The sequence below is a fragment of the Neisseria perflava genome (genome assembly GCF_024170405.1).
GTDB lineage: Bacteria > Pseudomonadota > Gammaproteobacteria > Burkholderiales > Neisseriaceae > Neisseria > Neisseria perflava_B.
In genome coordinates this window covers 46327-68571 of sequence record NZ_JALJYC010000009.1, presented here as the reverse complement: position 1 = coordinate 68571, position 22245 = coordinate 46327, and the positions used below count along the sequence as shown (strand labels likewise).

Below are 22245 nucleotides of genomic sequence, written 5' to 3'. Positions count from 1 at the left end.
CCGAAAGACCGCCATGAACGTCATTTTCGCCGGCACGCCCGATTTTGCCGCCGCTGCCCTCAAAGCCATTGCCGCCGCTGGATTCAACATCACGCTGGTGCTGACCCAGCCCGACCGTCCCAAAGGACGCGGCATGCAGCTGCAAGCCACGCCCGTGAAACAGGCCGCTTTAGAACTCGGTTTGCGCGTGGCGCAGCCGGAAAAACTGCGCAACAACGCGGAAGCCCTGCAAATGCTTCAAGACGCGCAGGCCGATGTGATGGTGGTGGCCGCCTATGGCCTAATTCTGCCGCAAGACGTGCTTGATACGCCGAAATACGGCTGCCTGAATATCCATGCCTCGCTGCTTCCGCGCTGGCGCGGCGCCGCGCCCATCCAACGCGCCATTGAAGCGGGCGACTCCGAAACCGGCGTGTGCATTATGCAGATGGACATCGGCCTCGACACTGGCGCCGTGGTCAGCGAACACCGCTACGCCATCGCCCCGAGCGACACCGCCAACGAAGTGCACGACGCGCTGATGGCGCTGGGTGCGCAAGCCATTGTTGCTGATTTGCAACAGTTGCAGCGCGAAGGCCGTCTGAACGCCGTGGCGCAACCCGAAACGGGCGTAAGTTACGCGCAAAAACTGAGCAAAGAAGAAGCGCGTATCGACTGGCGCGAACCCGCCGCCGTCATCGAACGCAAAATCCGTGCCTTCAACCCCGTCCCCGCCGCGTGGACGGAATATCAGGGCAAGCCGCTGAAAATCTGGCGCGCCGAAGTGGTAAACCAAAGCGGCAAAGCGGGCGAAGTCTTAGCCTGCAATTCAGACGGCCTCGTCGTTGCCTGCGGCGAAGGCGCGGTCAAAATTACCGAGCTGCAACCGGCCGGCAGCAAGCGTATGGCAGTTGCGGCGTTTGTGGCCGGGCATGATATTGCGGCGGGAACGGTATTGGTATGATTTTCAGACGGCCTTTTCGGTGATGGAAAGGCCGTTTGTTGTTAGGTAGGTTGGGTTGTCAGCCCAACGTATTTTTTGGCACGACAATGTTGGGTTTACAATCCAACCTACCCGTTTGCAAAGTCGGCAACCCAATCTGTTAAAATAGGCCGTCTGAAAACCAATAAAAATCCCCAAAGAAAGAATCACACCATGAGCATGGCTCTCGCCCAAAAACTCGCCGCCGAATCCGTTGCCGCTGTTGCCGCCGGGCAAAACCTGCAAGACGTGTTGGCGAATATCCGCGCCAAATATCCCGATTTGAGTGCGCAGGAAAACGGTGCGCTGCAAGATATTGCCTACGGTTGCCAGCGTTATCTGGGCAGCCTGAAATATATGCTGGCGCAGATGTTGAACAAGCCCATCGACAATCCGCAGTTGGAAAGCCTGCTGCTGGCGGCCTTGTACCAATTACACTACACCCGCAATGTGCCGCATGCGGTGGTGAATGAGGCGGTGGAGGCCGTTGCTAAAATCGGGCGCGGGCAGTACCGCTCGTTTGCCAATGCGATTTTGCGCCGCTTTTTGCGCGAGCGCGACAAGCTGGCGGCGGTGTGTAAAAAAGACGAGGTGGCGCGTTACAATCTGCCGCAGTGGTGGACGGCCTATCTGCAAAACCATTATCCGAAATATTGGCACAACATCGCCGCTGCGCTGCAACTGCACCCGCCGATGACCTTGCGCGTCAACCGCCGCCACGGGAATGCCGAAGGCTATGTGGCGAAGCTGGCCGAAGCGGGCATCGCGGCGAAAGCCTTGGACGATTATGCGGTCACGCTGGAAGAAGCCGTGCCGGTAAACAAACTGCCGGGTTTTTCAGACGGCCTCGTGTCGGTGCAGGACTTTGGTGCGCAACAGGCGGGCTATCTTTTGAATCCGCAAAACGGCGAGCGTATTCTCGATGCCTGCGCCGCACCGGGCGGAAAAACGGGGCATCTGCTGGAGCTGGCCGACTGCCATGTAACCGCGCTGGATATTGCGCCCGACCGTCTTGCGCGGGTGCAAAGCAATGTGGAACGCTTGGGCTTTGGCAATGTCGCGCTGCATTGCGCCGATGCGCAGGATTTGGCGGCGTGGTATGATGGGAAACCGTTTGACGCGGTGCTGGCCGATGTGCCGTGTACCGCCTCGGGCGTGGTGCGGCGCAATCCCGACATCAAATGGCTGCGTCGCCCGACCGACGCGCTGAAAACCGCACGCCAGCAGGAAGCCCTGCTGGACGCGTTGTGGCAGACCCTGACGCAAAACGGCAGAATGCTGCTGGCGACCTGCTCGATTTTCGAGGAGGAAAACGCGCAGCAGTTAAACAAATTCCTTAACCGCCATGCCGATGCAAAATTGATTGATTCGCATGTGCTCTTACCGAACAAACACCAAGATGGCTTTTATTACGCGCTTATCCAGAAACTGTAAAACCGGTTTTCAGACGGCCTTGGCCGCGCTGTCGCTCGCCGTTCTGCTGTTTGCACCTTTTCAGACGGCACGGGCGGAGGGCATCAGCCCGACCCGCGCCGAAGCGCGCCTGACCGATACGGGGCAGCTTGCCATTAGCAGCCGTTTCCAAACCGAACTGCCCGACCAGCTCAAGCAGGCGCTCAGGCAGGGCGTGCCTTTGCAGTTTACGCTGGTGTGGCAGCTTTCCGCGCCCAAAGTGGCGGCTTATAAATTCAAGCTGGCGCAACTGGTAAACGACGGCAACAACATCCAATACAAGCTGAGCTACCATCCGCTGACCAACCGCTACCGCGTGACCGTGGGCACGTTTTCCAGCGAATACGACACGCTGGAGGCGGCCTTGCGCGGCGTGGGCGCGGTGGCCAATTGGAAGGTGTTGGACAAGGGTGAGTTGAAAGGCGTGAAGCCTAGGGAAACCAAAGCTGAAATCCGTTTGCAGCTTTCCATCGATAAACTGCCCAAACCGTTCCAAATCAATGCCCTGACCTCGAAAAACTGGCACTTGGATTCGGGCTGGAAATCACTTTCGATTACGAAGGAATAAACCGTGCGCCGCTTTTTGATGGTTGCCGCGTTTTTGGCGGTAATCCTGCTCTACGGCCTGACCGTCGCCACCGGCAGCAACAGCAATCTGTCGGACTATTTCTGGTGGATTATCGCCCTGTGCGTCATGCTGATGACGGTGTTGGCGGTGGTGTTGGTGCGCTATGTATTATTGCTCATGCGCGACAGCAGCAACGGCTTGTTCGGCTCGCAAATCGCGCGGCGGCTGTCGGGCATGTTTACGCTGGTGGCGGTATTGCCGGGGGCGTTTCTGTTTGGTATTTCGGCGCAGTTTATCAGCGGCACGATTAATTCCTGGTTTGGCAACGATACCAGCGAAGCGCTGGAGCGCAGCCTTAATCTAAGCAAATCCGCGCTGAATCTGGCGGTGGATAACGCCGTCAGCAACGCCACGCCGATACAGATTGATTTAATCAGTGCCTCTTCGCTCGACAACGATTTGGGCGAAGCGCTGGCAAGTACCACCAATGCGGGCGAGTTTGCGCAGTTGGCGCTGTACAACCTCAGCAGCAGCAAAATCGAAAAAAGCATTAATCCGCGCGGTTTGGATCAGCCGCTTTTGGACAACGCCGCCCGCGAGCAGCTGCAAAAAGCCGGTTCGGTGCGCAGCCTGACCGGTATCGGCAATGTGTTGTACGCGCAGGGCTGGCTGGCGGTGGGGATGGACAAAGGGCAGGAATACGCGCTGTTTTTCCGCCAGCCGATACCGGCGGAAGTGGCGCGTGACGCCACCCTGATTGAAGCCGCCCGCGCAAAATACGCCGAGTTGGATTATTCCAAAAAAGGCCTGCAAACCTTCTTTTTGGCGACCTTGCTGGTGGCCGCGCTGTTGGCGATTTTGCTGGCGCTGGTGATGGCACTGTATTTCGCCCGCCGCTTTGTCGAGCCGGTGTTGTCGCTGGCTGAGGGTGCGCGTGCGGTGGCCTTGGGCGATTTCAGCCAGAAACGCCCCGTGTTCCGCAACGACGAGTTCGGCCGCCTCACCCAACTTTTCAATCACATGACCGAACAGCTGGCGATTGCCAAAGAAGCCGACGAGCGTAACCGCATCCAGCAGGAAGCGGCACGGCATTATCTAGAATGCGTGTTGGAAAGCCTGACCACCGGCGTGATTACTTTAGACGCGCAAGACCGTCTGAAAACCTTTAACAAAGCCGCCGAGAATATTTTGGGCGTGCCGCTGGTGCCGCTGTGGGGCAGCAACTGGCACGACTGGAGCGGCCAATCGCCGCAGCATACGCTGTTAGCGGAGGTGTTTGCCGCGATTGGGGCGACTGCCGAGAGCGACAAGCCGGTTCAGGTGGAATACGCCGCACCCAACGACGCGCGGATTTTGCTGGGCAAGGTGACCGTTTTGCCCGAAGACAACGACAACGGCGTGGTGATGGTGATAGACGACATTACCGTGCTGATGCGGGCGCAGAAAGAAGCAGCGTGGGGCGAAGTCGCCCGCCGTCTGGCGCACGAAATCCGCAACCCGCTCACTCCCATCCAGCTTTCCGCCGAAAGACTGGCATGGAAATTGCATGATAAATTGGACGAGCAGCACGCCAATATCCTGACCCGCTCCACCGATACCATCATCAAACAGGTGGCGGCCTTGAAAGAAATGGTGGAGGCTTTCCGCAATTACGCCCGCGCCCCGTCGCTGAATTTCGAGCGCCACGATTTGAACGTATTGGCCGAAGAGGTTTTATTGCTGTATGAGGCGGGTACTTGTACATTTCGCGCCAAATTCAGTAATATACCCCTATGGATTGCCGCCGACGCGACCGCCATGCGCCAAGTGTTGCACAATCTGTTTAAAAATGCGGCAGAAGCGGCCGAAGGCGGCGAAGCGCCGCAGGTGTGGGTGGAAACGCAGAGTGGCAGCGACAATCAGGCGGTTTTGACCGTCTGCAACAGCGGCAAAGGTTTCAGCAAAGAAATGCTGCACAACGCTTTCGAGCCGTATGTGACCGACAAGCCGACCGGCACGGGATTGGGTTTGCCCGTGGTGAAAAAAATCATTGAAGAACACGGCGGACGCATCAGCCTGAGCAATCGGGCAGAGGGCGGTGCCTGTGTCAAAATCACATTACCGTATTCATAAAAGCCGTCTGGCTGCGTTGGCTCGCCTTGCCGTACTACCGTACTGTCTGCGGCTCGCCGCCTTGCCAGCCGACTTTTCTGAATACTCCTTACCCCAAATGGTAGAATCTTATGCGCAGCAGTGATATTTTAATTGTCGATGACGAAGTGGGCATTCGCGACCTGCTTTCCGAAATCCTCCAAGACGAAGGATATACCGTAACCTTGGCCGAAAACGCCGAAGAAGCGCGCCAGTTGCGTTATCAGACGCGGCCGGCGATGGTGTTGCTGGATATTTGGATGCCCGACTGCGACGGGATTACCCTCTTGAAAGAATGGGCGAAAAACGGCCAGCTCAATATGCCGGTGGTGATGATGAGCGGCCACGCCAGCATTGATACCGCCGTGGAAGCCACCAAAATCGGCGCCTTGGATTTTCTGGAAAAACCGATTGCCCTGCAAAAACTGCTGGCCACCGTCGATCGTGCCCTCAAACACGGCGAAATGCAGGCAGCGGCCGGTTTGTCGTTTGACAAGCTGGGCAACAGCCCCGTGATTCAGGAGTTGAACCAAAAACTCGAAGCGGCGGGCAAAAACAGCCAGCCGGTGTTGCTGACCGGCGAAGCCGGTGCGCCGTTTGATTTGGTGGCGCGTTATTTCCGCAAAAGCGGTATGCCGTGGGTCGAGCCGGCCAAAGTGGAGCACATTGTCGGTACACCCTTGGAGCTGCTGCAAAAAGCGACCGGCGGGATTCTGTATGTCGGCGACATCGCCCAATACAGCAAAAATGTCCAAAACGGCATCGTGTTCCTGCTGGGTAAGGCCGACCGCTACAATGTGCGCGTGGTGGCCGCATGCAGCCGCAGTTTGGAAGAGTTGGCCGAGTCTGCCGCTGCCGACAACAAACTGCCCGAATTGTTGTCCAAAAACGTGATTGCCATTCCGCCGTTGCGCAGCCAGCCCGACGACATCGCTTTTTTGGTCAACCAGATTCTGACTGACTTGGCCGACAGCCAAAAAATCCCCCACGTCAAATTCGGCAGCGGCGCTTTGAACGTGTTGCGCCAATACGAATGGCCGGGCAATTACGAGCAGCTGCGCAGCGTGGTGAAAAATCTGGCGTTGGAAGCCGACGGCGCGGAAGTGTCCGAGCAGGCCGTGGCCGCCGCCTTGGGTCAGGCCGCGCCTTTGGGCGCATCGGAAATGGTGGGCGGTTTCAATTTCAATATGCCGTTGCGCGAATTGCGTGAGGAATTGGAACGGCGCTATTTCGAATACCACATCGCGCAAGAAGGCCAAAACATGAGCCGCGTGGCGCAAAAAGTCGGCTTGGAGCGCACCCACCTCTACCGCAAACTCAAGCAGCTCGGTATCAGCGTATCGCGTAAGGCGGGCGAGAAAAACGAAGAATAAGAGAACATGCAGGGCGGCAAGGCCGTCTGAAAAGCGGACGAAACCGCCGTCTTTTCAGACGGCCTTGTCCTACCCTGAAACTCGTGCAGTTTTAAAAAGGCAAAGACGATGAAACCCGATATTGTGATGATGCACGGCTATATGAATACCGGACGGGTATGGTCGCAGTGGCAGGTGTTTTTTAAGAAGCTGGGCTACCGCGTGCATTGCCCCTCATGGCCGTATGCCGATGGCGGGATTGCCGACTTGCAGAAAAATCCCGCGCCGCAGCTGGCGGATCTGACGTTTGACGATGTCGTCGCGCATTACCGTGATTTTATTGCGGCCTTAGACGGTAAACCCATTTTGTTCGGGCATTCCTTGGGCGGCGTGGTGGTGCAGAAACTGGTGGAAACTGGGTGTGCGCATATGGCCGTCTGCATTTGCTCCGGCCCGCCCAAAGGCATTGCGGCGTGGAACAAAGATTTTATTCTGTCGAACCTGCAACTGCTCAACCCCTTTTCGCGTTCGCCGACCGTGTGGATGTCCGCGCGTTGGTATCACCGTTATGTCACCAATGATTTGACACCGGCGCAAACCGCAGCGTTCCGGCTGGCGGCCACCGTCCCCGCCGGACGCAAAGTGGCCGCGACCATAGGCCGCATTGATTTTGCCAAACCGCATGTACCGCTGCTGTTTATCGCCGGTGCAAGCGACAAATCGCAGCCTGCCGTCATCAGCCAAAAAACGGCTGCCGCTTATACCGACCGCAGCAGTCAAACAGATTTTCATGTTTTTCCATTGCGCACGCACAATATTTTGAACCAGCACAACTGGCAGGAAGTGGCGGCGTATATTGCCGAGTGGCTGGCGCAGCAAAGTGCGGGCAATATGGCTGCAACACAATAAAAATCATGCGGAAAACCAATGTTCAGACGGCCTTGAGCCCAAAAACAAAAGGGGAAACATTATGGACGACAAAGAACGCTTTGCCTGGCTGCAACTGGCGCTCACGCCCTACATCGGCGCGGAAAGTTTTCTGATACTGCTGCAACGCTACGGCACGGCGGCCGCCGCTTTAGACGCGCCCGCCGATGAAATCGCGCAGCTCGTGCCCTACAAGCAGGCGGCGAATGCGTGGCGCGATGCGGAAAAACGTGCCTTGGCGCAGGCTTCGGCCGCCGCTGCCCTGCAATGGGCGCAGCAGGACGGCTGCCGCTTAATGCTGCTGGCAGATGATGATTTTCCCGCCATGTTGTCCGAAGGCATTACCCCGCCGCCCCTGCTGTTTTTACGCGGCAATGCGGAATTGCTGCACCGCCAATCCGTCGCCATCGTCGGTAGCCGCCATGCCACGCCGCAGGCCATGCGTATTGCGCAGGATTTCGGGCGGGTGTTGTCGGAGCAGGGCATACCCGTCGTCTCCGGCATGGCTGCCGGGATTGATACCGCCGCCCATCAGGGCGCGTTGCAGGGCAAGGGCGGCACGGTGGCGGTATGGGGTACGGGCATTAACCGCATTTATCCGCCGTCGAACAAACAACTTGCCTACCAAATCGCCGAAAGCGGCCTGATTGTCAGCGAGTTTCCCTTAGACACGCGCCCACTGGCGGGCAATTTCCCGCGCCGCAACCGCCTGATTGCCGCCCTGTCCCGCGCCACCTTGGTGGTGGAAGCCGCTTTGGAATCCGGCTCGCTGATTACCGCACGGCTGGCGGCGGAGATGGGGCGCGAGGTCATGGCGGTGCCCGGTTCTATCGACAATCCGCACAGCAAAGGCTGCCACAAGCTGATTAAAGACGGCGCAAAACTGGTGGAATGTTTGGACGATATTGTGCAAGAATGCCCGCTGCTCTTGCAAAATACCCCGATACCGTCATATGCTATAAATAGTGATACGCCGCCGCCGAGCCAAATGCCCGAAACCGACGGCGTCAGGCCGTCTGAAAAAAACGCTACGGCGGACGCAACACCCGTATCCGAACCCGTGCCGTCTATGTCCGAGACAAGGCCGTCTGAACCGCAGGCAAAGCGTGCCGGACATACCGAAGACGCGCTGCTGGCCGCGATGGGTTACGATCCCGTCCATCCCGATATGCTGGCGCAGCAGCTGGGCTGGGCGGCTGCCGATGTGTACGCTAAGCTGCTGGAATATGAAATGGACGGCGCAGTGGCGGCGTTGGCGGGCGGGCGTTACCAAAGAATAAAGTAGGGTGGGTCTCGACCCGCCGTCTGAACGGAAAACCAAATAATCGCGGCAGCTCTGCTGCCAAATTACCCGACAAGGAACACGCATGGCAGAAGTCATCGCATTTTTAATTGAACATTTTCAAGATTTCGACCGTTGCCCGCCGCCGGAAGACTTAGGCCAGCTGCTGGAAGATGCCGGTTTTGATGTCAACGAAATCAGCAACACGCTGATGATGATGGAAGTGTTGCTGACCAGCTCTGAATTTGCCGTCGAGCCTGCCGACAGCCGCGCTTTCCGCATTTATTGCGCGGAAGAGGCCGACAACCTGCCGGTGGAAGTTATCGGCCTGCTGCAATATCTGATTGAAGAACACGGCATCAATTACGAGCAGCGCGAAATCGTGATTCACGCGCTGATGCACATCCCGCCGGAAGAAATTACCGTGGACATTGCCAAGGTGCTGACGCTGCTGGTGTTGTGGGCGCACAAAAGCGAACTGCCGGTGTTAATCGGCGACGATTTGATGGATGCGCTCAGCGGCAAAGCGGTAATGCATTAAGCCATATCTGCGTAGGTTGGGTTGTAAACCCAACAATCATATAAATTAAACCCAGACAAGGGCGGCATGATGTTGGGTTTCGTAACCCAAGCTACATCATTATTTTCAGACGGCCTAAAATTCCGCAAGGCCGTCTGAAAACACACCGGCACACCATAAAACCAATACATTAAAGAGAACCACGATGGCAAAAAACCTATTAATCGTCGAATCTCCCTCTAAGGCCAAAACCTTAAAAAAATACTTGGGCGGCGATTTTGAAATTCTGGCCTCCTACGGCCACGTGCGCGATTTGGTGCCGAAAAACGGCGCGGTCGATCCCGACAACAATTTTGCCATGAAATACCAGCTCGTATCGCGCAACAGCAAACACGTCGATGCGATTGTTTCCGCCGCCAAAGAAGCAGAAAACCTCTATCTGGCCACCGACCCGGATAGGGAAGGCGAGGCCATTTCCTGGCACTTGCAGGAAATCCTCAAATCCAAACGCGGCCTGAAAAACATCAAGCCGCAGCGCGTGGTGTTCCACGAAATTACCAAAAACGCCGTACTCGACGCCATCGCCCACCCGCGCGAACTGGAAGTAAACTTGGTCGATGCGCAGCAAGCCCGCCGCGCCTTAGATTATCTGGTCGGTTTTAATCTGTCGCCGCTGTTGTGGAAAAAAATCCGTCGCGGCCTCTCCGCCGGCCGCGTGCAAAGCCCCGCCCTGCGCCTGATTTGCGAGCGCGAAAACGAAATCCGCGCCTTTGAAACGCAGGAATACTGGACGATCCACCTCGACAGCCACAAAGGGCGCAGCAAATTTACCGCCAAGCTGGTGCAATACCAAGGCGAAAAGCTGGAGCAGTTCGCCCTGCCGTCTGAAAGCGCGCAAGCCGACGTATTGGCGGCCTTAAACGGCAAACCGGCGCAAGTCGTGGCGGTGGAAAAGAAAAAACGCAGCCGCAATCCCGCCGCGCCGTTTACCACCTCCACCATGCAGCAGGATGCCGTGCGCAAACTGGGCATGACCACCGACCGCACCATGCGTACCGCGCAACAGCTCTACGAGGGCATAGACGTGGGGCAGGGCGCCATCGGTCTGATTACCTATATGCGTACCGACAGCGTAACGCTGGCCGACGAAGCGCTGACCGAAATCCGCCACTATATCGAAAACAAAATCGGCAAAGAATACCTGCCGGGCAGCGCGAAACAATACAAAACCAAGTCCAAAAACGCCCAAGAAGCGCACGAGGCCATCCGCCCGACGTCCGTGTACCGCACCCCCGAAAGCGTGAAGCCGTTTCTGACCGCCGACCAGTTCAAGCTGTACCAAATGATTTGGCAGCGCACTGTCGCCTGCCAAATGACTCCGGCCAAATTTGACCAGACCACCGTCGATATCGGCGTGGGCGAAGGCGTGTTCCGCGTGACCGGCCAAGTGCAGACCTTTGCCGGCTTCCTGAGCGTGTACGAAGAAGGCACTGACGACAGCGACGAAGGCGAAGACAACAAAAAACTGCCCGAAATGGCCGAAGGCGATGCCCTGCCGGTGGACAAACTCTACGGCGAGCAACACTTCACCAGCCCGCCGCCGCGCTTTAACGAAGCCACTTTGGTGAAAGCGCTGGAAGAATACGGCATCGGCCGCCCTTCGACCTACGCCAGCATTATTTCCACGCTCAAAGACCGCGAATACGTGACCCTTGAGCAAAAACGCTTTATGCCCACCGACACCGGTGAAATCGTCAACAAATTCCTGACCGAGCATTTCGCCCAATACGTCGATTACCACTTTACCGCCAAACTGGAAGACCAGCTCGACGACATCGCCAACGGCAAACGCCAATGGGTGCCGGTGATGAGCCAATTTTGGAAAGGCTTCAGCAAACAAGTGGAAGAAAAAGAAGGCATCGAGCGTGCCAAATTCACCACCGAAGAGCTGGACGAAACCTGCCCGCAATGCGGACAGCACAAGCTGCAAATCAAATTCGGCAAAATGGGACGCTTTATCGCCTGCGCCGGCTATCCTGAGTGCAACTACACCCGCAACGTCAACGAAACCGCCGAAGAAGCCGCCGAGCGTATCGCCAAACAAGCCGCAGAGCAGGCCGAGCTTGACGGCCGCCAATGCTCTAAATGCGGCGGACAGCTGGTGTACAAATACAGCCGCACCGGCAGCAAATTCATCGGCTGCGCCAACTATCCCAAGTGCAAACACGTCGAGCCTTTGGAAAAACCGAAAGACACCGGCGTAGAATGCCCGCAATGTAAAAAAGGCCACTTGGTCGAGCGCAAATCGCGTTACGGCAAACTGTTTTACAGCTGCGAAACCTATCCCGACTGCAACTACGCCACTTGGAATCCGCCGGTTGCCGAAGAATGTCCGAAGTGCCATTGGCCGGTATTGACCATCAAAACCACCAAACGCTGGGGCGTGGAACAAGTCTGCCCGCAAAAAGAATGCGGCTGGAAAGAGCAGATCGAACCGCCTGCGGCCAAGGGGAGCGGTGGGGAAGAGTAGGATTTAGCTTTGAACCATCATGCCGTCTGAAAAATAGTAAATTTTTGCATTGCAAAAACTTAGGTTTCAGACGGCATTTGTTTGTGGATAAACATGAAGCAGAGTAAAAACAGCAAACACAGCAATCAGGTGCGCATTATCGGCGGTACGCACCGGGGCAGAAAATTGACTTTTGCCGCCGCAGAAGGCTTGCGCCCCACGCCGGATATGGTGCGCGAAAAATTATTCAACTGGCTGGGGCAGGACTTGACCGGTAAGACGGTATTGGATTTGTTTGCCGGCAGCGGCGCCTTGGGCTTGGAGGCCGCATCGCGCCACGCGCAGCAGGTGGTGTTGGTGGAAAGCAACCGCCAAACGGCGCAGAACCTGCGCCGCAATATTGGCGAATTGGGTTTGACCCGGGCGGAAACGCAGGTTTCAGACGGCCTGATTTATCTGAAAAACGGCGGCAGCCGTTTTGATGTGGTGCTGCTCGACCCGCCGTTTGCCTGGCAGCAGTGGTCGGATTTGTTTGCCGCGCTGCAAGGCCGTCTGAAGGAGGGTGCGTTTGTTTATATTGAAGCGGGTGTCTTGCCCGAGTATCCGCAGTGGCTGTTTCCCTACCGCGAAGGCAAATCGGGCATGAGCCGCTTCGCTTTACTGCAATATGCGCAAGCAGTTGAATAGATTGTCATTTGAGAATCATTTCCGTGGTGTAAACATTCGTTTGCCGCCGTTTTCACGCAACAGTATGTGCTATAATCCGCGCCCGTCGGTTTTGAAAATTTAATGAAAAAGGAAAAATAATGTCGCTCTTTATTACGGACGAGTGCATCAACTGCGATGTCTGCGAGCCGGAGTGCCCGAATGATGCGATTTCTCAAGGTGAAGAAATTTACGAAATCAATCCGAATCTGTGTACCCAATGCGTCGGCCATTATGACGAACCGCAATGCCAGCAGGTGTGTCCGGTAGACTGTATTCTGATTGATGAAGAACATCCGGAAAGCCAAGAAGAACTGCAAGCTAAGTATATCCGCATTATTTCTGAAAAATAAATCCAATAATAATCATTGTGTTGAGATGTTTTTAAAAAAATAATGAAAAAAGTTCTTGACCGTTGGAAGTGATTTAAATAAACTAGCGTTCTCTTTTGGAGGGATTCCCGAGCGGTCAAAGGGGGCAGACTGTAAATCTGTTGCGTGAGCTTCGAAGGTTCGAATCCTTCTCCCTCCACCAAAAATATCTTACTTGGAGTAAGAGTAAGTAGCGGGTGTAGCTCAATGGTAGAGCAGAAGCCTTCCAAGCTTACGGTGAGGGTTCGATTCCCTTCACCCGCTCCAAGCACAATTTAGCCCATGTAGCTCAGGGGTAGAGCACTCCCTTGGTAAGGGAGAGGTCGGCAGTTCAAATCTGCCCATGGGCACCATCTTCGTTTTTACTCTTATATTTTTGTACAGCTATTAGGATAGGAAATTGCCATGGCTAAGGAAAAATTTGAACGTAGCAAACCGCACGTAAACGTTGGCACCATCGGTCACGTTGACCATGGTAAAACCACTCTGACTGCTGCTTTGACTACTATTTTGTCTAAAAAATTCGGTGGTGCGGCCAAAGCCTACGACCAAATCGACAATGCGCCGGAAGAAAAAGCCCGCGGTATTACCATTAATACTTCTCACGTAGAATACGAAACCGAAACCCGCCACTACGCTCACGTAGACTGCCCGGGACACGCCGACTATGTGAAAAATATGATTACCGGTGCCGCTCAGATGGACGGTGCAATTTTGGTGGTATCTGCTGCTGACGGTCCTATGCCGCAAACCCGCGAACACATCCTGTTGGCCCGCCAAGTAGGCGTACCGTACATTTTGGTGTTTATGAATAAATGCGACATGGTTGACGACGAAGAGTTGTTGGAACTGGTTGAGATGGAAATTCGCGACCTGCTGAGCAGCTACGATTTCCCGGGTGACGACTGCCCGATCGTTAAAGGTTCTGCCCTGAAAGCATTGGAAGGTGATACTTCTGAAATCGGCGAAACCGCAATCTTTGCATTGGCTGACGCTTTGGATGGCTACATTCCAACTCCGGAACGTGCTGTTGACAAACCGTTCCTGCTGCCGATCGAAGACGTATTCTCGATCTCTGGTCGTGGTACCGTAGTAACCGGTCGTGTAGAACGCGGTGTGATCCATGTGGGTGACGAGATTGAAATCGTTGGTCTGAAAGACACCCAAAAAACCACTTGTACCGGTGTGGAAATGTTCCGCAAACTGCTGGACGAAGGTCAAGCCGGTGACAACGTAGGTGTACTGCTGCGCGGTACCAAACGTGAAGAAGTGGAACGCGGTCAAGTATTGGCTAAACCGGGTTCTATCACTCCGCACACCAAATTTGAAGCAGAAGTTTACGTATTGAGCAAAGAAGAGGGTGGTCGTCACACTCCGTTCTTCGCGAACTACCGTCCGCAATTCTACTTCCGTACAACAGACGTGACCGGTGCGGTTACCTTGTCTGAGGGTGTGGAAATGGTAATGCCTGGTGAGAACGTAAAAATCACCGTAGAGCTGATTGCTCCGATTGCGATGGAAAACGGTTTGCGTTTTGCGATTCGTGAAGGTGGCCGTACCGTAGGTGCTGGCGTTGTTTCTAATGTAATCGCTTAAGTTTAGAGGCCAATAGCTCAATTGGTAGAGTATCGGTCTCCAAAACCGAGGGTTGGGGGTTCGAGACCCTCTTGGCCTGCCAAATAAAAAATTAACCGGCCTTGTGCCGGTTAATTTTTTTGTATCTGTTGGTTTGTATATATTCGGGCTAACAGTATTTATTTTAATGAATTGCCGCTTTATTCGAGTGTGTGAGCTGCCGGTCAGCTTGTACGAGGGGCGGTAAGCGAGTTTAAGATGACTGAACATACATCTGAAGATACTGCGAAAAAGCAGGGTCAACTTGTGAAGTCCGGCGGAAAGCCGCCTGCCCAAAAGAGAGAGGGTTTATTTGCCTATTTCCGTAATTCTTGGGTTGAATTTAAGAAGGTTGTATGGCCGTCACACGATGAAGCCGTCAAAATGACAATTTTTGTGGTAATTTTTGTTGCGGTATTGTCGGCATTTATTTATGTGGTTGATACCGGTATTTCCTGGTTATTTTTTGATATCTTGTTGAAGAGGGGATAAAAATGTCAAAACGTTGGTATGTCGTACAGGCTTATTCCGGCTTTGAGAAAAATGTCCAGAAAACGCTGAAAGAGCGTATTGCCCGCGAACAGATGGAAGACTATTTTGGTCAGATTCTGGTGCCGGTAGAAGAAGTTGTGGATATTAAAAATGGTCGTCGTACCATTACTGAGCGCAAATTCTATCCGGGTTATGTGCTGGTAGAAATGGAAATGACCGATGATTCTTGGCACTTGGTAAAAAGTACGCCGCGCGTATCTGGCTTTATTGGTGGTACTGCCAACCGTCCTGCACCGATTTCACAACGAGAAGCTGATGCAATTTTGCAACAAGTTAAAAGTGGTGTGGAAAAACCAAAACCGAAAGTGGAGTTTGAAGTGGGTCAGCAGGTGCGTGTCAACGAAGGTCCGTTTGCTGATTTTAACGGTGTAGTTGAAGAGGTTAATTACGAGCGCAATAAATTGCGCGTTTCCGTACAAATTTTTGGTCGGGAAACACCGGTTGAGTTGGAATTTGGCCAAGTTGAGAAAATTTAAGTAGTTTAATCGTTTGAAACACTTGATAAAAAAGTTTATTGCTTTTATAATTCCAAGTTCTGTTTGGGGAGCGGATATTTTCCGCGTTATACCCGTTTATTTAGGAGTCCTTAAGTGGCAAAGAAAATTATCGGCTACATCAAACTGCAGATTCCTGCAGGTAAAGCCAATCCATCTCCTCCGGTCGGCCCTGCGTTGGGTCAGCGCGGTCTGAATATCATGGAATTCTGTAAAGCATTTAATGCTGCAACCCAAGGCATGGAGCCGGGTTTGCCGATTCCTGTGGTGATTACTGCGTTTGCAGACAAATCATTCACTTTTGTGATGAAAACTCCTCCGGCTTCTATTTTATTGAAAAAAGCTGCCGGTATTCAAAAAGGTAGTTCTAATCCGCTGACTAATAAAGTGGGTAAAGTAACTCGTGCACAGTTGGAAGAGATTGCGACAACTAAAGAACCTGATTTGACTGGCGCAGATTTGGATGCACGTGTCCGTATTATTGCTGGTTCTGCCCGTTCTATGGGTTTGGATGTGGAGGGTGTATAATGGCTAAAGTATCTAAACGCTTGAAAGCATTGCGCTCTTCTGTTGAAGCCAATAAATTGTATGCCATCGATGAAGCCATTGCTTTGGTAAAAAATACGGCAACTGCTAAATTTGACGAGTCTGTTGACGTGTCTTTCAATTTGGGTGTCGATCCGCGTAAATCTGACCAAGTAATTCGTGGTTCTGTAGTATTGCCTAAGGGTACCGGTAAAACTACCCGCGTTGCTGTGTTTGCGCAAGGTGCAAATGCTGATGCCGCCAAGGAAGCCGGTGCAGATGTGGTCGGTTTTGAAGATTTGGCTGCCGAGATTAAAGGTGGTAATCTGAATTTTGACGTTGTGATTGCTTCTCCTGATGCAATGCGCATTGTCGGTCAGTTGGGTACTATTTTGGGTCCGCGTGGTTTGATGCCGAACCCGAAAGTAGGTACTGTAACCCCGAATGTTGCAGAGGCTGTGAAAAACGCCAAAGCTGGTCAGGTTCAATACCGTACTGATAAAGCCGGTATCATTCACGCTACTATTGGTCGTGCTTCTTTTGCTGAAGCTGACTTGAAAGAAAACTTTGATGCACTGCTGGACGCTTTGGTTAAAGCCAAACCGGCTGCGGCCAAAGGTCAGTATCTGCGTAAAATTGCCGTATCCAGCACCATGGGTTTAGGCGTACGTGTTGATACTTCAAGTGTTAGCAACTAAGAATTTCAGACGGCCTCGAGCTTTTCAAGAGGTTGTCTGGTTGGGCTACTTAGACAATAAGTAGATGTCCAAGACCGTAGGGATCGCGAGATTTAATCCGTAAGGCCCTACGCAGACGGTAGTCCTTGAAACAAATTACAAATCCTTTTGTAAGATGTCTTTTTAGGTTACCGCGCTGGTGGGGTAGGCCGTCCGGCTTGTCCTATTGATAAACAGTGGGAGGTAGACCTTGAGTCTCAATATTGAAACCAAGAAAGTAGCCGTCGAAGAGATTAGCGCAGCAATTGCTAATGCGCAAACTCTGGTGGTTGCCGAATATCGCGGTATCAGTGTTGCCAGCATGACCGAGTTGCGTGCGAATGCGCGTAAAGAAGGCGTATATCTGCGCGTTCTGAAAAATACTTTGGCTCGTCGTGCAGTAGAAGGTACTTCATTTGCAGGCTTAGCTGACCGTATGGTTGGCCCGTTGGTTTATGCTGCTTCTGAAGATGCTGTTGCTGCTGCGAAAGTGCTGCATCAATTCGCGAAAAAAGATGACAAAATCGTAGTTAAAGCCGGTTCTTACAATGGTGATGTGCTGGATGCTGCTCAGGTTGCTGAGTTGGCTTCTATCCCGAGCCGCGAAGAGCTGTTGTCCAAACTGTTGTTCGTTATGCAAGCGCCTGTATCGGGTTTTGCACGCGGTTTGGCTGCTTTGGCAGAGAAAAAAGCTGGCGAAGAAGCCGCTTAATCGATTTTGTTTCATTTAAACAGTTATTTTTAATACAATATTTGGAGTTTGAATAGCATGGCTATCACTAAAGAAGACATCTTGAGCGCAGTTGAGCAATTGACTGTAATGGAATTGAACGAGTTGGTTAAAGCGTTCGAAGAAAAATTCGGCGTTTCTGCTGCTGCTGTTGCCGTAGCTGGCCCGGCTGCTGGTGGTGCTGCCGCTGCAGAAGAAAAAACTGAATTTGACGTTATCTTGGCTGCTGCCGGTGACCAGAAAGTTGGCGTGATTAAAGTCGTTCGTGCCATCACTGGTTTGGGTCTGAAAGAAGCTAAAGACATCGTTGACGGTGCGCCTAAAACTATTAAAGAAGGTGTGTCTAAAGCTGAAGCTGAAGACATCCAAAAACAACTGGAAGAAGCCGGCGCTAAAGTCGAAATCAAATAATTATTTGATGCTTTCAGTCGAGGCTGGCAGAGTTTCTGCCAGCCTTATTTTGCTTCCCAGTAAATGGAAATTAACTTATTTACATTTATTTGCATTTAACTCTTTAGATAAATATAAATAAATGTAAATAACATCACAAGGCCGAACGGTTTCAGACGGCATCTTATTCAAAATCACCCTTCGGAGTACATATGAGCTATTCGTTTACCGAAAAAAAACGTATCCGTAAGAGTTTTGCTAAACGGGAAAATGTGTTGGAAGTCCCGTTCCTGCTGGCAACCCAGTTGGATTCTTACGCTAAATTCCTACAGTTGGAAAATCCTTTCGATCAGCGTACCGATGATGGTCTGCAAGCTGCATTCAATTCTATTTTTCCCATTGTGAGCCACAATGGTTATGCCCGTTTGGAGTTTGTACACTACACATTGGGTGATCCGTTATTTGATATTCCTGAGTGCCAACTGCGCGGTATTACTTATGCGGCGCCGCTGCGTGCACGTATCCGTTTGGTCATTTTGGATAAAGAAGCGTCCAAGCCAACCGTGAAAGAAGTGCGCGAAAATGAAGTGTACATGGGGGAAATTCCGCTGATGACACCAAGTGGTTCGTTTGTCATCAATGGTACCGAGCGTGTGATTGTGTCCCAGTTGCACCGTTCTCCGGGTGTGTTCTTCGAGCACGACAAGGGTAAAACCCACTCATCCGGCAAACTGCTGTTTTCTGCCCGTATCATTCCTTACCGTGGTTCATGGTTGGATTTTGAATTTGACCCGAAAGATCTGCTGTATTTCCGTATCGACCGCCGTCGTAAAATGCCGGTTACCATCTTGTTGAAAGCATTGGGCTACAACAACGAGCAGATTTTGGACACCTTCTATGACAAAGAGACTTTCTATTTGTCTAAAAACGGTGTACAGACTGACCTGATTGCAGGCCGTCTGAAAGGCGAAACTGCCAAAATGGACATCGTGGATAACGACGGTAACATTTTGGTTGCTAAAGGTAAACGCATTACCGCTAAAAACGTGCGTGATATTACCAATGCCGGTTTGACCCGTTTGGATGTGGAGCCGGAAAGCCTGTTGGGTAAAGCGCTGGCGACTGATTTGATAGTGCCGGATACCGGAGAAGTATTGGCTGTGGCCAATGATGAAATCACCGAAGAACTGTTGGCGAAGATGGATATCCATGGTATTGGTGAGATTACTACTCTGTATATCAATGAGTTGGGTCAGGGCGGCTATATTTCTAATACTCTGCGCACCGATGAAACAGCCGACCAACAGGCTGCGCGTGTGGCGATTTACCGCATGATGCGCCCGGGCGAGCCGCCGACAGAAGAAGCGGTTGAATTGCTGTTCAACCGCCTGTTCTTCAATGAAGATAGCTACGATTTGTCGCGTGTAGGCCGTATGAAATTTAATACCCGCACCTACGAGCAGAAACTGTCTGACACCCAGCAACATTCTTGGTATGGCCGTTTGTTGAACGAAACCTTTGCCGGTGCTGCCGACAAAGGCGGTTATGTATTGAGCATTGAAGACATTGTGGCTTCTATTGCTACTTTGGTGGAATTGCGTAACGGTCACGGCGAAGTGGACGATATCGACCACTTGGGTAACCGCCGCGTACGTTCGGTAGGCGAGTTGACTGAAAACCAATTCCGTAGCGGCTTGTCGCGTGTGGAACGCGCAGTCAAAGAGCGTCTGAACCAGGCCGAATCCGAAAACCTGATGCCGACCGATTTGATTAATGCCAAACCGGTGTCTGCTGCGATTAAAGAATTTTTTGGCTCCAGCCAGCTGAGCCAGTTTATGGATCAGACCAACCCGTTGTCCGAAGTTACCCACAAACGCCGTGTATCAGCCTTGGGCCCGGGTGGTTTGACCCGAGAACGCGCCGGCTTTGAGGTACGCGACGTACACCCGACCCACTATGGCCGTGTGTGTCCGATTGAAACGCCTGAAGGCCCGAACATCGGTCTGATTAACTCTCTGTCTGTTTATGCGCGTACCAACGACTACGGTTTCTTGGAAACTCCGTACCGCCGTGTGATTGATGGTAAAGTGACTACCGAAATCGACTATCTGTCCGCCATTGAAGAAGGCCGTTATGTGATTGCGCAAGCGAATGCCGAATTGGATGCGGAAGGCCGTCTGATTGACGAATTGGTTACCTGTCGCGAAAAAGGCGAAACCATTATGGCTACGCCAGACCGCGTGCAGTATATGGACGTGGCGACCGGTCAGGTAGTGTCTGTGGCTGCTTCGTTGATTCCGTTCTTGGAACACGATGACGCCAACCGCGCATTGATGGGTGCCAACATGCAACGTCAGGCCGTACCGTGTCTGCGTGCTGAAAAACCGATGGTCGGTACCGGTATCGAACGCTCCGTAGCCGTTGACTCGGCCACTGCCATTGTTGCCCGTCGCGGCGGCGTGGTGGAATACGTGGATGCCAACCGCGTGGTGGTGCGCGTACACGACGATGAAGCGACTGCAGGCGAAGTGGGTGTGGACATCTACAATCTGGTGAAATTTACCCGCTCCAACCAATCAACCAATATCAACCAACGTCCGGCCGTCAAAGCGGGCGATGTGTTGCAGCGCGGCGATCTGATTGCCGACGGTGCTTCTACCGATTTGGGCGAGTTGGCCTTGGGTCAGAACATGACCATCGCTTTCATGCCGTGGAATGGTTACAACTACGAAGACTCAATTCTGATTTCCGAAAAAGTGGCTGCCGACGACCGCTATACGTCTATCCACATTGAAGAATTGAACGTTGTGGCGCGTGACACCAAGCTGGGTGCGGAAGACATTACCCGCGATATTCCGAACTTGTCCGAGCGTATGCAAAACCGCCTGGACGAATCCGGTATCGTGTACATCGGTGCGGAAGTGGAAGCCGGCGACGTGTTGGTGGGTAAAGTAACACCGAAAGGTGAAACCCAGCTGACGCCGGAAGAGAAACTGCTGCGTGCGATTTTCGGTGAAAAAGCGTCTGATGTGAAAGACACTTCGCTGCGTATGCCGACCGGCATGAGCGGTACGGTGATTGACGTGCAGGTATTTACCCGCGAAGGCATCCAACGCGACAAGCGTGCGCAATCCATTATTGATTCCGAGCTCAAGCGCTACCGTCAGGATCTGAGCGACCAGCTGCGCATTTTCGACAATGACGCATTCGACCGTATCGAGCGCATGATTGTCGGCGCGACCGCCAACGGCGGCCCGCAACGCTTGGCCAAAGGCAGCGAAATTACCCGCGAATACTTGGCTTCAACCGCCAGCAAACACGACTGGTTTGACATCCGTCTGGCCGACGAAGATCTGGCCAAACAGTTGGAACTGATTAAACTGAGCCTGCAACAAAAACGCGAAGAAGCGGACGAGTTGTATGAAGTTAAGAAGAAAAAACTGACCCAAGGCGACGAACTGCAACCGGGCGTACAAAAAATGGTGAAAGTATTTATCGCCATCAAACGCCGCCTGCAAGCCGGTGACAAAATGGCCGGCCGTCACGGTAACAAAGGTGTGGTATCGCGCATTCTGCCGGTAGAAGACATGCCGTATATGGCCGACGGCCGTCCGGTCGATATCGTGTTGAACCCGTTGGGCGTACCGTCGCGTATGAACATCGGTCAGATTTTGGAAGTGCATTTGGGCTGGGCTGCCAAAGGTATCGGCGAACGTATCGACCGTATGCTCAAAGAGCAGCGTCAAGTGGGCGAATTGCGTGCCTTCCTCGACAAGCTGTACAACAGCAGCGGTAAAAAAGAGGATTTGGACAGCCTCTCCGACGATGAAATCATCGAATTGGCTTCCAATCTGCGCAAAGGCGCATCTTTTGCTTCCCCGGTATTCGATGGTGCGAAAGAAGCAGAAATCCGCGAAATGCTGAATCTGGCTTATCCGAGCGAAGATCCGGAAGTGCAGAAACTGGGCTTTAACGACAGCAAAACCCAGATTACCCTGTACGACGGCCGTTCGGGTGAAGCTTTCGACCGCCGCGTGACTGTCGGTGTGATGCACTACCTGAAACTGCACCACTTGGTTGATGAAAAAATGCACGCCCGTTCGACCGGTCCGTACTCTCTGGTAACGCAACAGCCGTTGGGCGGTAAAGCCCAATTCGGTGGCCAGCGTTTCGGTGAGATGGAGGTATGGGCACTAGAAGCCTACGGTGCCGCCTACACCCTGCAAGAAATGCTGACCGTGAAGTCCGACGACGTCAACGGCCGTACCAAAATGTACGAAAACATCGTCAAAGGCGAACACAAAATCGACGCCGGTATGCCGGAATCTTTCAATGTGTTGGTGAAAGAAATCCGCTCACTGGGCTTGGATATTGATTTGGAGCGTTACTAAACCTGTTTTCAAGACGGCCTTGCTGCCGTGAGGTCGTCTGAAAAATGCTTTGGTAA

At 53.0% G+C, this 22245-nt stretch carries 19 protein-coding genes, 4 tRNA genes and 1 pseudogene; all 24 read left to right on the top strand.

What is annotated here, in order from left to right; translation table 11 throughout:
* Positions 1–13 precede the first annotated feature (13 nt).
* The 24 genes and pseudogenes from fmt to rpoB all read left to right on the top strand — a co-directional run bounded on the left by fmt (position 14) and on the right by rpoB (position 22189).
* Positions 14–943: a methionyl-tRNA formyltransferase gene (gene fmt, locus J2T37_RS04910; RefSeq protein WP_253354207.1), complete on the top strand. Its 930-nt coding sequence runs from the start codon at positions 14–16 to the stop codon at positions 941–943.
* Between the two features lie 192 nt (positions 944–1135).
* The gene (rsmB, locus tag J2T37_RS04905; RefSeq protein ID WP_253354184.1) at positions 1136–2395 is read left to right on the top strand and encodes a 16S rRNA (cytosine(967)-C(5))-methyltransferase RsmB; all 1260 of its coding nucleotides are present in this window, start codon (positions 1136–1138) and stop codon (positions 2393–2395) included.
* Positions 2361–2981, top strand: coding sequence for a DUF4390 domain-containing protein (locus J2T37_RS04900; RefSeq protein WP_253354182.1), 621 nt, complete (start codon positions 2361–2363; stop codon positions 2979–2981). Before rsmB ends, J2T37_RS04900 begins: the two co-directional genes overlap by 35 nt.
* 3 nt (positions 2982–2984) lie before the next feature.
* Positions 2985–5093: a sensor histidine kinase gene (locus J2T37_RS04895; RefSeq protein WP_253354180.1), complete on the top strand. Its 2109-nt coding sequence runs from the start codon at positions 2985–2987 to the stop codon at positions 5091–5093.
* 110 nt (positions 5094–5203) lie between these two features.
* Positions 5204–6484 (top strand): sigma-54-dependent transcriptional regulator, encoded by a 1281-nt coding sequence (locus tag J2T37_RS04890; protein WP_253354178.1) that lies wholly within the window; start codon positions 5204–5206, stop codon positions 6482–6484.
* 108 nt (positions 6485–6592) lie between these two features.
* Positions 6593–7372 carry an alpha/beta hydrolase gene (locus J2T37_RS04885; RefSeq protein ID WP_253354176.1) on the top strand — a complete coding sequence of 260 codons (780 nt, stop codon included), beginning with the start codon at positions 6593–6595 and terminating at the stop codon, positions 7370–7372.
* A gap of 61 nt (positions 7373–7433) precedes the next feature.
* A pseudogene (gene dprA, locus J2T37_RS04880) lies at positions 7434–8370 on the top strand (DNA-processing protein DprA); the annotation flags it as partial.
* A gap of 8 nt (positions 8371–8378) precedes the next feature.
* Positions 8379–8675, top strand: coding sequence for a hypothetical protein (locus tag J2T37_RS11575; RefSeq protein WP_437179447.1), 297 nt, complete (start codon positions 8379–8381; stop codon positions 8673–8675).
* Between the two features lie 82 nt (positions 8676–8757).
* The gene (locus tag J2T37_RS04875; protein ID WP_253354173.1) at positions 8758–9213 is read left to right on the top strand and encodes a DUF494 family protein; all 456 of its coding nucleotides are present in this window, start codon (positions 8758–8760) and stop codon (positions 9211–9213) included.
* Positions 9214–9397: 184 nt separating this feature from the next.
* A complete protein-coding gene (gene topA, locus J2T37_RS04870; protein ID WP_253354171.1) occupies positions 9398–11722 on the top strand; it encodes a type I DNA topoisomerase in 2325 nt (774 codons plus the stop codon).
* A gap of 93 nt (positions 11723–11815) precedes the next feature.
* Positions 11816–12388 carry a 16S rRNA (guanine(966)-N(2))-methyltransferase RsmD gene (gene rsmD / locus J2T37_RS04865; protein WP_253354169.1) on the top strand — a complete coding sequence of 191 codons (573 nt, stop codon included), beginning with the start codon at positions 11816–11818 and terminating at the stop codon, positions 12386–12388.
* A gap of 119 nt (positions 12389–12507) precedes the next feature.
* The gene (locus J2T37_RS04860; RefSeq protein WP_253354167.1) at positions 12508–12759 is read left to right on the top strand and encodes a YfhL family 4Fe-4S dicluster ferredoxin; all 252 of its coding nucleotides are present in this window, start codon (positions 12508–12510) and stop codon (positions 12757–12759) included.
* A 97-nt stretch (positions 12760–12856) separates the two neighbouring features.
* A tRNA-Tyr gene (locus tag J2T37_RS04855) sits at positions 12857–12940 on the top strand.
* A 30-nt stretch (positions 12941–12970) separates the two neighbouring features.
* Positions 12971–13044: transfer RNA gene (locus tag J2T37_RS04850), tRNA-Gly, on the top strand.
* Between the two features lie 11 nt (positions 13045–13055).
* A tRNA-Thr gene (locus tag J2T37_RS04845) sits at positions 13056–13130 on the top strand.
* A 52-nt stretch (positions 13131–13182) separates the two neighbouring features.
* Positions 13183–14373, top strand: coding sequence for an elongation factor Tu (tuf, locus tag J2T37_RS04840; protein ID WP_253354147.1), 1191 nt, complete (start codon positions 13183–13185; stop codon positions 14371–14373).
* A 6-nt stretch (positions 14374–14379) separates the two neighbouring features.
* Positions 14380–14455 (top strand) — tRNA-Trp (locus J2T37_RS04835).
* Positions 14456–14610: 155 nt separating this feature from the next.
* The gene (secE, locus tag J2T37_RS04830) at positions 14611–14883 is read left to right on the top strand and encodes a preprotein translocase subunit SecE (protein ID WP_253354164.1); all 273 of its coding nucleotides are present in this window, start codon (positions 14611–14613) and stop codon (positions 14881–14883) included.
* Positions 14884–14885: 2 nt separating this feature from the next.
* Entirely contained in the window at positions 14886–15419 is a 534-nt protein-coding gene (gene nusG / locus J2T37_RS04825; protein WP_253354163.1) for a transcription termination/antitermination protein NusG, read from the top strand.
* A gap of 114 nt (positions 15420–15533) precedes the next feature.
* Complete coding sequence (gene rplK / locus J2T37_RS04820) at positions 15534–15965, top strand: 50S ribosomal protein L11 (RefSeq protein WP_253354162.1); 432 nt, start codon at positions 15534–15536, stop codon at positions 15963–15965.
* The gene (gene rplA, locus J2T37_RS04815) at positions 15965–16660 is read left to right on the top strand and encodes a 50S ribosomal protein L1 (RefSeq protein WP_253354161.1); all 696 of its coding nucleotides are present in this window, start codon (positions 15965–15967) and stop codon (positions 16658–16660) included. Before rplK ends, rplA begins: the two co-directional genes overlap by 1 nt.
* A 229-nt stretch (positions 16661–16889) precedes the next feature.
* Positions 16890–17390: a 50S ribosomal protein L10 gene (rplJ, locus tag J2T37_RS04810; RefSeq protein WP_253354160.1), complete on the top strand. Its 501-nt coding sequence runs from the start codon at positions 16890–16892 to the stop codon at positions 17388–17390.
* Between the two features lie 57 nt (positions 17391–17447).
* Entirely contained in the window at positions 17448–17819 is a 372-nt protein-coding gene (rplL, locus tag J2T37_RS04805) for a 50S ribosomal protein L7/L12 (RefSeq protein WP_253354159.1), read from the top strand.
* A 191-nt stretch (positions 17820–18010) separates the two neighbouring features.
* Entirely contained in the window at positions 18011–22189 is a 4179-nt protein-coding gene (gene rpoB / locus J2T37_RS04800; protein ID WP_253354158.1) for a DNA-directed RNA polymerase subunit beta, read from the top strand.
* The last annotated feature ends 56 nt before the right edge of the window (positions 22190–22245 follow it).

What these genes read in the sequence shown, in the direction of transcription:
- fmt (WP_253354207.1), top strand. Translation starts at nt 14, where the DNA reads ATGAACGTCATTTTCGCCGGCACGCCCGATTTTGCCGCCGCTGCCCTC.
- rsmB (WP_253354184.1), top strand. Translation starts at nt 1,136, where the DNA reads ATGAGCATGGCTCTCGCCCAAAAACTCGCCGCCGAATCCGTTGCCGCT.
- J2T37_RS04900 (WP_253354182.1), top strand. Translation starts at nt 2,361, where the DNA reads ATGGCTTTTATTACGCGCTTATCCAGAAACTGTAAAACCGGTTTTCAG.
- J2T37_RS04890 (WP_253354178.1), top strand. Translation starts at nt 5,204, where the DNA reads ATGCGCAGCAGTGATATTTTAATTGTCGATGACGAAGTGGGCATTCGC.
- J2T37_RS04885 (WP_253354176.1), top strand. Translation starts at nt 6,593, where the DNA reads ATGAAACCCGATATTGTGATGATGCACGGCTATATGAATACCGGACGG.
- J2T37_RS11575 (WP_437179447.1), top strand. Translation starts at nt 8,379, where the DNA reads ATGCCCGAAACCGACGGCGTCAGGCCGTCTGAAAAAAACGCTACGGCG.
- J2T37_RS04875 (WP_253354173.1), top strand. Translation starts at nt 8,758, where the DNA reads ATGGCAGAAGTCATCGCATTTTTAATTGAACATTTTCAAGATTTCGAC.
- topA (WP_253354171.1), top strand. Translation starts at nt 9,398, where the DNA reads ATGGCAAAAAACCTATTAATCGTCGAATCTCCCTCTAAGGCCAAAACC.
- rsmD (WP_253354169.1), top strand. Translation starts at nt 11,816, where the DNA reads ATGAAGCAGAGTAAAAACAGCAAACACAGCAATCAGGTGCGCATTATC.
- J2T37_RS04860 (WP_253354167.1), top strand. Translation starts at nt 12,508, where the DNA reads ATGTCGCTCTTTATTACGGACGAGTGCATCAACTGCGATGTCTGCGAG.
- tuf (WP_253354147.1), top strand. Translation starts at nt 13,183, where the DNA reads ATGGCTAAGGAAAAATTTGAACGTAGCAAACCGCACGTAAACGTTGGC.
- secE (WP_253354164.1), top strand. Translation starts at nt 14,611, where the DNA reads ATGACTGAACATACATCTGAAGATACTGCGAAAAAGCAGGGTCAACTT.
- nusG (WP_253354163.1), top strand. Translation starts at nt 14,886, where the DNA reads ATGTCAAAACGTTGGTATGTCGTACAGGCTTATTCCGGCTTTGAGAAA.
- rplA (WP_253354161.1), top strand. Translation starts at nt 15,965, where the DNA reads ATGGCTAAAGTATCTAAACGCTTGAAAGCATTGCGCTCTTCTGTTGAA.
- rplL (WP_253354159.1), top strand. Translation starts at nt 17,448, where the DNA reads ATGGCTATCACTAAAGAAGACATCTTGAGCGCAGTTGAGCAATTGACT.
- rpoB (WP_253354158.1), top strand. Translation starts at nt 18,011, where the DNA reads ATGAGCTATTCGTTTACCGAAAAAAAACGTATCCGTAAGAGTTTTGCT.